7 protein-coding genes are annotated in these 12,639 nt (G+C 64.9%); 2 read left to right on the forward strand and 5 right to left on the reverse strand.

From position 1 onward, the window contains the following. Positions 1-192: 192 nt before the first annotated feature. From proC to ABIB35_RS06640, 5 genes are all read right to left on the reverse strand, one after another. Positions 193-1,041, reverse strand: a complete 849-nt coding sequence (gene proC, locus ABIB35_RS06620; protein WP_354179921.1) for a pyrroline-5-carboxylate reductase — start codon at positions 1,039-1,041, stop codon at positions 193-195. Positions 1,042-1,106: 65 nt separating this feature from the next. Then, the gene (locus ABIB35_RS06625) at positions 1,107-1,937 is read right to left on the reverse strand and encodes a sugar phosphate isomerase/epimerase family protein (RefSeq protein WP_354179923.1); all 831 of its coding nucleotides are present in this window, start codon (positions 1,935-1,937) and stop codon (positions 1,107-1,109) included. Then, a complete protein-coding gene (locus tag ABIB35_RS06630; protein WP_354179925.1) occupies positions 1,938-3,041 on the reverse strand; it encodes a Ppx/GppA family phosphatase in 1,104 nt (367 codons plus the stop codon). A 91-nt stretch (positions 3,042-3,132) separates the two neighbouring features. Next, entirely contained in the window at positions 3,133-5,865 is a 2,733-nt protein-coding gene (gene topA, locus ABIB35_RS06635) for a type I DNA topoisomerase (RefSeq protein ID WP_354179927.1), read from the reverse strand. A 173-nt stretch (positions 5,866-6,038) separates the two neighbouring features. Then, positions 6,039-7,826, reverse strand: a complete 1,788-nt coding sequence (locus ABIB35_RS06640) for a DUF7059 domain-containing protein (RefSeq protein WP_354179929.1) — start codon at positions 7,824-7,826, stop codon at positions 6,039-6,041. A gap of 321 nt (positions 7,827-8,147) precedes the next feature. On the opposite strand from ABIB35_RS06640, the gene ABIB35_RS06645 reads away from it, so the two are divergent. Together ABIB35_RS06645 and ABIB35_RS06650 are read left to right on the forward strand one after the other, a co-directional pair. Continuing rightward, a complete protein-coding gene (locus ABIB35_RS06645) occupies positions 8,148-10,355 on the forward strand; it encodes an acyl-CoA dehydrogenase family protein (protein WP_354179931.1) in 2,208 nt (735 codons plus the stop codon). A gap of 71 nt (positions 10,356-10,426) precedes the next feature. Further along, positions 10,427-12,580, forward strand: a complete 2,154-nt coding sequence (locus tag ABIB35_RS06650) for an acetate--CoA ligase family protein (RefSeq protein WP_354179933.1) — start codon at positions 10,427-10,429, stop codon at positions 12,578-12,580. The last annotated feature ends 59 nt before the right edge of the window (positions 12,581-12,639 follow it).

The following is a 12,639-nucleotide window of genomic DNA, read 5'->3' on the forward strand; positions in this document are numbered from 1 at the left end:
ACGGAGCCGGACACCGCTCAGCACGAGTGCGCAGGTCTGGCGGGTTTACTGCCCTGCCGTTGCGCCCGGTGTGCAGGTATGGCGGGTCCCGACGCCGGGAAGTCGCCATACCTGCACACTGGAGGGTTCACTGCGCGGGACAACCCGCCGGATCTGCACACTGGATGAGTCCCCGGCCCTGCGCCGGAGCCGTTACTTCTTGGCGGAGAGTTCGGCAGTGATTTCAGCAGCGCGTGCGGCAGCAGCCCGCGCTCCCCGGGCAATGACGCCGGGCAGGTCCTGCTCGTCGAAGGTGCGGATGGCGGCTTCGGTGGTTCCGTTGGGGCTGGTCACGCCGCGGCGCAGTGCCGCGGCATCCGCACCGGGCTCGGCGAGCATGTATCCGGCACCGGCCACCGTGTCCCGGGCCAGCACCGCCGACAGCTCGGGATCCAGGCCCAGCTGAACACCGGCACGGGCCATGGCCTCGGCCAGGTAAAAGGCGTAGGCCGGACCCGATCCGCTGACCGCCGAGACGGCGTCCACCTGGTCCTCGGGGACCTGGACCACGCGGCCGGTGGCGGAAAGCAGCTCGGCGGCCAGCGCCATGGTGGCCTCGGTGGCACTGGTTCCGGCCGAGATCGATACCACCCCGCGGCCCACCTTCGAGGGTGTGTTGGGCATGGACCGGATGACCGGCTGCCCGGCCCGAAGACCCGCTTCCAGCATCTCCAGTGATACGGCGGCAGCCACGCTGATCACCACGGCTCCATGCGGCAGCGCGGGGGAAATCTCCTCCAGCAGCGAAGAAACACCCACGGGCTTGACCCCCATGATGACGACGTCGGAGTCGGCGACGGCGGTGCGGTTGGCCTCGGCGTCGTCGTTGTTGGCCAGCACGGTGATCCCGTGGCGTTCGCGCAGCTCAGCGGCCCGCTCCGGCCGCCGCACCGTGGCGGTTACCTGCGAGGCGGGAAAGCCGCCGGCGAGGATTCCGCTGAGGATGGCTTCATTCATTGAGCCGCAGCCCAAAAAGGTCAGGTGTGTTTCTCCGGTTTCCATGTTCCCGATTCTGTCACGGCCTGGCTGACCGCCCGTTCCATGACCGGACGCCCCGGGAGCGGCGGCTACTCCGAAATCTGTCCCAGATTCATGCGGGCAAAGTCCAGCGTCTGCTTGAGCTGGTCCTCCCGCTCCCCCGCGCCTTTGACCTTGCGGGTGCTCACTTCAATGGCCACCACGCCGTTGAATCCGGTTTCGCTCAGGTACTGCAGCGCTTCGGCGCAGCGCTGCGTGCCTTCTCCGGGGAGCATGTGCTCGTCCCGGCCGTTGGGCGTTCCGTCGGTCAGGTGCACGTGGTGCAGCCGGGATCCGAGCTTACGCAGCTCCTCGTAGGAGTCCATCCCGGCGATGGCAGCGTGGGAGAAGTCCCAGGTGACGTGCTCATAGGGTTCCGGGATGGGGTTCCAGTGCGGCAGGTAGGCCTTGGCCTCGCGGCCGCGGACCCGCCACGGATACATGTTTTCCACCGCGATGGTGACCCCGTACTGCTCGGCAATATGCCGCACGCCCTCGGCGAAGTTCTCGGCATAGCCCGACTGCCAGCGGAACGGCGGATGGGCCACCACCGTGGTGGCCCCCACTTCCGCGGCCATGGCGGCGGAGAGTTCAATCTTGGTCCAGGCCTTGCCCCACACCTGCTGGGTCAGCAGCAGGGTGGGTGCGTGGATGGCCAGGATGGGCTGTCCGTACCGCTCGCTGAGCCCGTTCAGGACGGTCGGATTCTGGCTGTCATTGTTGCCGGTGACCATGACTTCCACGCCGTCGTAGCCCAGGTCATGGGCGATGGCGAACGTGTCGTGCACGGACAGCGGATAAACGGAGGCGCTGGACAGGGCTACCGGAATGGCCGGGGCGCTGGACGCTGCCGCTGGTGACATCTGTGGTGAGGTGGGCATTCAGCTGGACTTTCCGTAGGAGAGGCTATGCCGGACGTCGAGGCCCGGCAGGCTGATGGTGCTGCCGGCGGTTTCTCGGCCACCGGCCGAAGAAACGATATCCGCAGGGCTGCCGGTCTGCGAAACCTGCGGGAGGCTTTCAGTCCGCGGACTGTCCGGGAGCGGTCCGTCGGATTCGAACCGGAGGGTGTCGAAGCGCTGCAGGATCAGGCCCTCACGCAGCGCCCAGGGGCAGATTTCCAGCTCGGGAAGGTCAAAGGCTTCCATTGCCGCATAGGCGGTCATCGCCCCGGCCAGCACCTGGGAGGCACGGATCGGGGACACCCCGCCCAGGTTGCTGCGGTCATCGATGCTCATGGTTTCCAGCCGCTTGGTCCACAGGCCCAGGTCCGTGCGCTGCAGCCGGCGGCGCACATAAGGGCCCGCAGCGGACGGTGCGGCTCCGGCGATGCGCGCCAGCGACCGAAAGGTCTTGGAGGTACCGACGGCGAGGTCCGGGCGTCCGTGCGGCTCAAACTCCGCGGCCGCGTCCCGGACGGCTGAACGGATGTACTTGCGCAGCTTCTTGATGCTCTTGGCCGTGGGCGGATCGCCGGTGAGCCAGTCCCGGGTCAGCCGGCCGGCGCCCAGCGGCAGGGACAAGGCCGTTTCTGGCAGCTCATCGGCGCCTTGGGCCATCTCGAAGGAGCCGCCGCCAATATCCAGGTCCAGCAGCGTTCCGGCACCCCACCCGTACCAGCGGCGGACGGCCAGGAAGGTGAGGGAGGCTTCCTCGGATCCGCTCAGTTCGCGCAGATGCACCTCTGTTTCGGCCTCCACCCGGGCTAGCACTGCCTCGCCGTTGGCCGCCTCGCGGATGGCCGAGGTGCAGAAGGCCAGCAGATCCTGGGCACGGTGCCGGCGGGCAAATTCACCGGCTTCAGCCACAAAGCTGATCAGCTCACGCTGACCCGTTTCGGTGATGGCGCCGTCGTCGTCCAAATGAGCGATCAGCGACAGCGGCCGCTTGTGGGAGGCAAACGGCACCGGCCGCGCACCCGGATGCGCGTCCACCAGCAGGAGGTGGACGGTGTTGGAACCGATATCAAGCACGCCTAATCGCATGACACCATTATCCCGCCCCGGAACGCGGCCTCCGCGCACGGCAGCTGCGTTCGGGGCAGGATGGCCTTCGCTGCAGAAGGCAGCGGACGCCCTATTTCTTCGCCGGCGTGCGCTTGCGTGCCGCGGGCTTGCGGGCCGCCGGTTTCTTGGCCGGTCCCTTTTCGCGCTTCTCCGCCAGCAGCTCAATGGCCTGTTCGCGGGTCAACTCTTCGATCGCCGTGGACCGCGGCACGGTGATGTTGGTGATGCCGTCGGTGATGTACGGACCAAAGCGTCCGTCCTTGACCACAATGGGCTTTTCCGAGACCGGATCCGTACCGAACTCGGCCAGCGGAGCCGCAGCCTGCCGCCCGCCGCGCTGCTTGGGCTGGGAATAGATCTCCAGCGCCTGTTCCAGCGTGATGGTGAAGATTTCTTCCTCGGAGCCGATCGACCGCGAGTCAGTGCCCTTCTTCAGGTACGGACCAAAGCGTCCGTTCTGCACGGTGATCTCGTTGCCCTCGGCGTCAGTACCCAGCACGCGCGGCAGCTTCATCAGCTTCAGCGCTTCCTCAAGCGTAACGGTCTCCACACTCATGGACTTGAACAGCGATCCGGTGCGCGGCTTGACCTTCACGGGCTTCTTCGGCGGCTTGGGCTTGCCGTTCTTGTAATACTCCACCGGTGCCTTCGCCAGTTCCTCGGCGGTGACCTCGGGGATCAGCTCGATCACGTAGGGTCCGTAGCGGCCGTTGCGGGCCACGATGGTGCGTCCGGTTTCCGGATCCTCGCCGAGCACACGCTCTTCCGGTCCGGCCGTTTCCATCAGCTCGATCGCCTTTTCCGCGGTCAGCTCATCCGGTGCCAGGTCTTCGGGGACGTTGGCACGCTCCGGTTCGGTGCCTTCCGGGGCGTCCGCGGGTAGCGGGCGTTCCAGGTACGGGCCAAACTTGCCCACCCGCAGCGTGATGCCGGGGGCAATTTCGATCGAGTTGATGGCCTTGGCGTCAATTTCGCCGAGGTCGTTCACGATCGTGTGCAGGCCGGTGTCCACACGGTCGCCGTAGTAGAACTGGTTCAGCCACTCCACACGGCCGGCTTCGCCGCGGGCAATGCGGTCCAGGTCCTCTTCCAGTTCCGCGGTGAAGTCATAGTCCACGTAATCGGTGAAGTGCTCTTCGAGCAGGCGCACCACGGAGAACGCGATCCAGCTCGGCACCAGCGCCTGGCCGCGGTTGGTGACGTAGCCGCGGTCCATGATGGTGGAGATGGTCGCGGCATAGGTGGACGGGCGGCCGATGCCCAGTTCTTCGAGCACCTTCACCAGCGAGGCTTCGGTGTAGCGCGGCGGCGGGGACGTTTCGTGTCCGACGGCGTTGAGCTCGGCTGCAGTGAGCACGTCGTCGGCCTTCAGGACCGGCAGGCGGGCACCCTCGGTGCCCTCGTCGTCGTCGCGGGCTGCGTCGCGGCCCTCCTCATAGGCGGCCATGAAGCCGCGGAAGGTGATGACCGTGCCGGAGGCGGAGAACTCTGCATCCCGGCCGTCGGAGGCCACCGCGCCGAGGCGGACGGACGCCGTGGAGCCCTTGGCGTCAGCCATCTGGGAGGCGACGGTGCGCTTCCAGATCAGTTCGTAGAGCTTGAATTCGTCGCCGCGCAGCGAGGAGGCAACCTGCGCCGGGGTGCGGAAGGAGTCACCGGCGGGGCGGATGGCCTCGTGGGCTTCCTGCGCATTCTTGGACTTGCCCTTATACACACGGCGGGCTTCGGGCACGTATTCGGGACCGTACAGTTCCGAGGCCTGGCGGCGGGCGGCGTTGATGGCCTGGTCCGACAGCGCGGGCGAGTCGGTACGCATATAGGTGATGTAACCGTTTTCATACAGCCGCTGCGCCACCTGCATGGTCACCTTGGAGGAATAGCGCAGCTTGCGGCCGGCCTCCTGCTGCAGGGTGGAAGTGGTGAACGGCGCGGCCGGACGGCGGGTGTACGGCTTGGTGTCCACGGAGCGGACAGTGAACGACGACGACTCAAGGTTCGCGGCCAGCGAGGTGGCTGCGGCTTCATCCAGGTGGGCCACGGACTTGGCCTTGAGCTGGCCGAGGTCGCTGAAGTCCTTGCCGGTGGCCACGCGGGCACCGTCCACGGCAACCAGCTTGGCCTTGAAGGATTCGGCGGCACCTGTGGCGAAGGTTCCCAGCAGGTCCCAGTAGGACGCGGGACGGAAGGCCATGCGTTCACGCTCGCGCTCCACCACCAGGCGGGTAGCTACGGACTGGACACGGCCGGCGGACAGGCCGCGGGCCACCTTACGCCAGAGCACCGGAGAAATCTCGTAGCCGTAGAGGCGGTCCAGGATGCGGCGGGTTTCCTGTGCATCCACCATGGCCACATCGACGTCGCGCATTTCCAGCAGGGCGCGCTGGATGGCTTCCTTGGTGATTTCGGGGAAGGTCAGGCGGTGCACCGGAACCTTGGGCTTGAGCACCTGGAGCAGGTGCCAGGCAATGGCTTCACCTTCGCGGTCACCGTCAGTTGCGAGATAGAGTTCGTCGGCGTCCTTCAGGGCAGCCTTGAGTTCGGCAACCTTCTTCTTCTTGTCCGCAGACACCACGTAGTACGGCTCGAAGTCGTTGTCCAAGTCCACGGCAAACTTGCCCACGGCTGTTTTCTTCAGCTCGGCGGGCAGATCGGAGGGCTGCGGCAGGTCGCGGATATGCCCCATGGAGGCTGTCACCTCGAAGCCCTCCCCCAAATAGCCGGCAATCGTCTTGCCCTTGGCGGGAGACTCGACAATGACTAACTTCTTCTTGCCGGTCTTCTTGTCCGTCGCCTTAACTGGCACTGTTCTCCTACGTAACGAAGGTGGTTCTCAAGGTATGGGGTTGCGCCTTGGGCTCTGCTGCCCGGCCCGGTTCATCCTCAGACAGTATGCGGGATGCCCCAGCACTAGGGTAACTGCATTGAATGGGAGTTGCTGACGAGGCAGCCAAAATGCCGGAGCCCCTCCGGCGGGCTTCAGCCTGCTGCGGGAAGGAGGAATCCGTCCAGCACCAGATTGCGGACCTCGGATTCCAGACCTGCCGCAAAGCCCGGATCCGTGCGGTCCAGGAGCGCGGCCAGGGCGCCAATGATCTGCCCCACGGAGAGTTCACCGTCGCAGGCGGACACGAAGCCGGTCAGTTCGGTGCTCATCAGGTTGGTCCGCCGCAGCCCAGCCCCCTGCCGCAGCAGGATGACGCCGGGATGCTCCGCGCCGGGACGTGAGTGGCGTTCCTCGGTGACGTCGTCGGCCACCTCCAGATGGACATCAGCCAGCGAGGGATGCCCGGCGAGCCAGTCAAACCGCTCGACGGCGGCGCCCAAATACGGCCCAACGGGCTGTTCCAGCGGGTGGGTGATCTCTTCGAAACGCCGCAACGGAGCACCCTCCGGAACGGGACGCCGGCGCAGGAACAGGGAGCCGAAGCCGATGGCGGCCACGTTCCGGGAGGCGAAATCGGCGAGGTACGCGGCATAGGAGGTCAGGTATTCGGCGCGGTCCCGGTTCTCGGCGGCATCCCGCAGCCACATCTCAGCGTATTCGGCAGGCTCCAGGACTTCGCGCTGGATCACCCAGGCGTCCATTTCCGGAGGCAGCCAGGACTCGATCCGCCGGGACCAGCGGGCCGCCCCGTTTTCGCTGGTTTCCGAAGCCGCGGTGTCGGCAAGATCACGCTCTGATTCCGCCGGTGTCCAGGCCTTGTCACCGGCACCCGTTGCATTTTCCGTGGCGGCCTGGATCTCCCAGTTGCCCAGCATCTGTGCTGTTCCGCCCGGAACCAGCACATCCTGCAGGGTCCGCACGAGCGTGGCCACGATCTCATCGCCGGCCAGGCCGCCGTCGCGGTAGGTGAAACGGTCTGCCTGTACTTGATGCCGGTCCCGGGGAGTGATGACGAACGGCGGGTTGGAGACCACCAGGTCAAACTGCTCACCAGCCACTGGTTCCAGCAGGCTGCCCAGGCGCAGGGAGACCCGGTCTTCCAGCTGCTGCGGGTCCAGGTCCAGGGCGCGTGCGTTCAGCAGCAGGTTAAAACGGGTGAAGGCGAGCGCCCGTTCCGAAATATCGGTAGCCGTGACGTGCCGGGCATGGCGGAGCAGGTGGAACGCCTGGATGCCGCAGCCGGTGCCCAGGTCCAGGGCGCGCCCCACCGGGCGGCGGATGGTCAGCTGCGCCAGGCTCAGCGACGCTTGTCCGATGCCCAGCACATGGTCGTGACGCAGCACGCCCGGACGCTGATGCGCGCCCAGATCGCTAGCCACCCAAAGATTGGTCCCGGCGGCGTCGTCGTCTGTCTCGGAGGCGGCGTCGTCGTCTGCATCCTCTGCACCGGCAATTTCATACGGTCGAAGATCAACCGCGGCACGGAAGAAGCCGTGCAGCAGATTTTCCCGGAGTGCGGAATCCGCAGCTGCCCCGCCCCCTGCCACCGCCGGCTCGAGCAGCCCCAGGGTGAGCAGCCCCCGGACCCCGGTCCGCGGCAATGCGGCATCCAGCGCCGCGGCATCCACCTCTTCCCCGGCAAGCCATAACCGGATCAGGACGGAGACCGGCGCCGGGTCCTCGTTGGCCGCTTCTTCCCGGCAGCGCAGGATCGCCGGCACCAGCTGATCACGGCCCAGTGCGGCGGCGGCGGATTCCCCCAGGAAGTCCGCTACTCCGTCCACCGAGTAGTGTGCCGCCGCCAAATCCGTGGCAAGAGCCTGGAGCAGGGGCAGGTCGGAACTCTGGGGTGCATCCGGTACACCGGCGAAATCAGTCACCTCCCCAGTTTATGGCTGGTGACGGCGGACCCTAATTCCGGGCCTGTCCCGGTCCGTGCTGCTGCCGTTCCCAGCCGGTGAAGGACCCCGGGACAGTGAGGAGGTAACGCCGCCGCCGGGAGCCACGGTGGACGCCCTCCGCGGTGCATGCGGGTGCCGGAATGCCGCTCGTGCCAAAAGCCGGAGAGGAAAACAGTTCCCCTGAAGTGTTGCCTACGTCACATGTTATGAACTAGAGTCCAGTTTCAGTTCATTGAATAACCACGGACACAGCCCGGTCTCCTGACCCACCCTGCGAGTCCATGACATTGGAGTCATCAGATGGCATTAGCCCTTACCGAGGAGCACACCGATCTGTGTGCCACGGCTTCCGATTTTGCCCAACGCTTCGCTGGCCTTTCCGCAACGAGGGAGCAGCACCGGGCCTACGCGTCAGGGGAGCCGGCACCGTTTTGGAATGAGCTGGTGGACAACGGCCTGCACGCCCTGCATATAGGGGAAGAACACGGCGGACAAGGCGGAACGGTTGCGGACACCGCAATTGTGGTGGAGGAATTTGCCCGCCGGCTGGTCCCAGGGGCATTTACATCAACAGTGCTCGCCAGCGCCGCCGTCGCTGCCGCAGACGATTGCAAAGCCTCAGGACGTGGCCTGAGCAGCTTTGCGGCCGGAGCCCGGGGTGCCCTCGTTCTCCCTGCCACCACGATTGACGCCACGGCGTCCGCAGATGGGTGGGCCCTTAGCGGAACAGCACCGGTCTTGTCGCTCCTGGCGGCAGACCTCCTGGTTATAGGGTTCTATGTTGAGAGCGTTGCCCGCTTCGCGCTGATCGACGTCCATGCCGCTGGGGTTACCCGTATACCCGCCGTTTGTACCGACCTCACCCGGGACGCCGGCACCCTTGAGCTGTCCAGTGTGAGCATTGATCCGGAGACGGTTTTGGAAGGCCTAAGCCTGACGTATGTGGAGGCCTTGCAGGCGGGCCTGCTCGCCGCTGAAGCCTCCGGCATCATGCGCTGGGCGCTGGAGGCCTCCGCCGACTATGCCAAGCTGCGCGAACAGTTCGGTAGCCCCATCGGCTCCTTCCAAGCCATCAAACACAAGTGCGCCAACCTGCTTATCTCCGCCGAGCTAGCCACCGCTGCGGCTTGGTCCGCAGTGGTGTCCCTTGACCAGGACGAGCAGCAGCAGAAGCTGGCCACCAACTCAGCGCTACAGGCAGCCATCATCTCCTCCGTTGAAGCGGTCACGGAAGCCGTCACGATTTTGGGCGGAATCGGCTTTACTTGGGAGCATGATGCCCACCTCTACTGGCGCCGCGCCATGACTCTGGGAGCACAGGTGGCGCCCTTGAGTGAGCGCTTCGCATCGCTGGGCCAGATCGCACTTGATCAGGACCGCCGCATAGATATTGAGCTGCCCGATGAGGATCCAGCTTTCCGCGCACGTATTGGCGAGCTGCTAGATACCGCCGGAGAACTGACAAATGAACACGACGGCGGCCGCTGGTACTCACGCGGCTCGCAGCGCAGCTTTCTCGCCGAAAGCGGCCTGGCGGCTCCGCATTGGCCGGCCCCCTATGGCCTGGGCGCAACACCTGCCCAGCAAGTGGTCATCTCTCAGGAATACAGCCGCCGCAATCTAACACCACCCTCATCTGTGATCGGGGAATGGGCGATGCCGACAATCTTGGCCTACGGCAGCGCAGAGATCAAGGAACAGTTTGCTCTGCCCACGCTGCGCGGCGAACTGATGTGGTGCCAGCTCTTCTCCGAACCGGGTGCAGGGTCCGATCTGGCAGGCTTGGCCACGCGCGCCATCAAGGTAGAGGGCGGCTGGCAGCTCAAAGGGCAAAAGGTCTGGACCTCCGGCGCCCACGAAGCCGACTGGGGAATTTGTCTGGCCCGTACCGATGCCGATGTGCCCAAGCACAAAGGGCTCAGCTACTTTCTCATCGACATGGCAAGCGCCGGCGTGGATGTCCGTCCGCTGCAGCAGTCCACCGGCGACTCAGAGTTCAATGAGGTCTTTCTCGACTCGGTCTTCGTGCCGGATGCTTACCTCCTGGGCGACCCCGGCCAAGGCTGGCGTATCACCGCCACGACGCTTCAGAATGAACGGACCCAAATTTCCTCCGGTGTTTCGGTGGGAACAGAGGATGCCCTGCGCGCACTGATCCGTCAGGGAAACTACGCAGGAAGCCGGAACGAGGCTTTCGCCTCACTTGGCCGCGTCGCGGCCGTTAGCTCGGCGATCGGTGCGCTGAACCTGCGTGAGACACTCCGCCAGGTCAACGGTATGGAACCAGGAGCCGGCTCCTCTCTGGCCAAAGTGGCGCATGCCCGGCTGACCCGTGAGGCCGCTTCTCTGGCCCTAGCTCTGGCCGGGCCGGGAGTGCTCTTTGCCCAGGCTCCCGGTGACGCCGTCACCGGGCAGCTTTCCGTTCCGCAAGTCCTCCTAGGCGGCGGCACAGTGGAAATCCAGCTTAATGTCATCGCTGAACGAATCCTTGGCCTCCCGCGCGGTTGACGGCACCGCATTTCGCCCCGCAGATCACGCTGCATCCCACATCCACGTTCCACTGAAAGGAGCCGTTTCGCATGACAACGTTGACAAGCGAGACCGATAGCATCCAGAATCTCAGCCCCGCCCGGCTGCGCGAACTTCTCGCGCCAAAATCAATCGTCATAATCGGAGCAAACACCAAGTCCGCTTGGTCCCACTTCACCTTCACCAACCTGGTCTCCGGCGGCTTTGACGGAGACCTGTACCTCGTGAACCGCCGCGGCGAGGAATGCCATGGACAAACCTCGTTCCCCTCGATCGCAGATCTCCCAGAAACACCGGATTTGGCCATCGTACTCACCGGTACAAACTCGCTGGAATCCATCCTCGAAGAAGCCCGGGTCAAGGGTATCCGTAACTTGGTTCTGCTCGCCTCAGGGCTGGGTGAAGCCGGAGCTGAGGGCATGGCGCTCCAGGATGCACTCGTTCGGCGGGCCCAGGAGGCTGACCAGCTGATTCTGGGCCCAAACAACCTCGGCTTCATCAACGCCCATGCCAAAGTTGCCGCCTTCAGCCATATGACACAGATGCCTATGATCAGCGGAGGTGTGGGGGTCGCCAGCCAGTCCGGCGCGCTGGCCATTTATCTGCTTCCCTACATGGCATCGCGCGGCGTGGGGTGTTCCACTGCGGTAACTGTCGGCAACGAGGCCATGATTTCTGCGATCGATGTAATGAGCGTGCTCGTTGATGACCCCGATACCAAGGTCATTGCCGCGTATCTGGAACAGATCTCGGATCCGGCACAGTTCCTCGATGTGGCGGGCCGGGCTCGCGCCGCTGGCAAACCCATCGTCATCTTCAAAGCCGGGCGCAGCGAAGCTTCGGCCCGTGTGGCCGCTGCCCATACCGGATCGCTTGTAGGCGATGACACCGTCATCGACGCCGCTTGCCGGCAGCACGGCGTCATCCGGGTGGAGAACATTGAGGACCTTGTAGCCACTGCCGGGCTCATCGAAGCCTACGGCGCACTGCCCGGTCCCCGCATGGGCGTAGTCACCGGGTCCGGGGCCATGTGTGCGCTTGTGGCCGACAAGTCCGAGACCGCGGGGCTGGAGCTGCCAACCCCGCACCCAAGCACGGTGCAGGGCCTACACGACGCCGGCCTGCCATCCTTCTCCACGGTCAACAACCCGCTGGATACTACCGGCTATATCTCGGTTGACCCGAGCATTCTTACCAAGGCAGCCCAGTGCTTCATCGATGATCCGAACTACGACTTTGTGGTGGTCAACGGATCCTGGCCGGCAAGCCGGGCCATCGCGGACATGAACCGAGTGACGCAAGATGAGATGCTGCGCCAACTCACGTCCTCCCCCAAACCGGTCATAGCGATGAGCTTCCTGCCCACCGAGGTCACTGAGTTTGGCCGTGCCTATGCCGCCGAGCACGGCTACCCGCACGCTTCCGACTCGTTTGACCGGGGCATTCCAGCCGCAGCTCGCAGCGCCTGGTGGGGAAAGCGCGCAGCCGAGATTGCTGCAGACGGCGCCGTGCCTGCGGCACCTGCCATTGCCAAGCCCGAAAACACGGAAAGATGGACAGAAGTACAGAGCGGCGAATTCCTGCGCAGCCATGGGGTGCCCTATGTCCCCGCTCTCATAGCGGCTTCCGCGGAGGAAGCCGTAGCCGCCGCAGAATCAATGGGCTATCCGGTAGTCCTGAAAATTGCGTCTGAAGACATCGCCCACAAAACCGAGGTCGGCGGGGTCCGGCTAATGCTTCAGGATGCCGAGGCGGTGACTGATGCTTATCTGTTTATCCGCACGTCGGTGGCGAAGCTGGCACCTGATGCCCGTGTCCAAGGCGTCGCTGTTTCACCGATGCGCCCCGCCGGCAACGAATTGCTGGTGGGGGTGGTCCGTGACCCCCAGTGGGGTCTGGTGCTCGCCATCGGCTTCGGCGGTGTCATGGTTGAGCTGCTCAAGGATTCCGCGGTATGCCTGCTCCCGGTGGGTCCGGCCGAAATCCGTCGAATGCTCGATTCACTCCGGGGAATCAAGCTGCTCACCGGCTTCCGCGGCGGTGAGCCCACAGATCTGGACGAACTGGCAGCGGTAATTTTCGGTGTTTCGCAGATTGCTGTGGGACTCGGTGATGAACTGGAGGAACTGGAAATCAACCCGCTGCGGGTCGCTGGAAACCAGATCGAGGCGCTGGACGCCCTGATTCGTTGGAAGGTCGGGTAACCCGGTGCGCCCTGACCTAGCGTCCGGAGAGGCGGTGATATCTTTGGCTCTTCACTGGG

Origin of the sequence: Arthrobacter sp. UYP6 (genome assembly GCF_040547315.1) — a bacterium.
In the GTDB taxonomy this organism is placed as follows: domain Bacteria; phylum Actinomycetota; class Actinomycetes; order Actinomycetales; family Micrococcaceae; genus Arthrobacter_B.

Coding starts and splice junctions, on each gene's coding strand:
- proC (WP_354179921.1), bottom strand. CDS start 1,041: ATGGAAACCGGAGAAACACACCTGACCTTTTTGGGCTGCGGCTCAATG.
- ABIB35_RS06625 (WP_354179923.1), bottom strand. CDS start 1,937: ATGCCCACCTCACCACAGATGTCACCAGCGGCAGCGTCCAGCGCCCCG.
- ABIB35_RS06630 (WP_354179925.1), bottom strand. CDS start 3,041: ATGCGATTAGGCGTGCTTGATATCGGTTCCAACACCGTCCACCTCCTG.
- ABIB35_RS06645 (WP_354179931.1), top strand. CDS start 8,148: ATGGCATTAGCCCTTACCGAGGAGCACACCGATCTGTGTGCCACGGCT.
- ABIB35_RS06650 (WP_354179933.1), top strand. CDS start 10,427: ATGACAACGTTGACAAGCGAGACCGATAGCATCCAGAATCTCAGCCCC.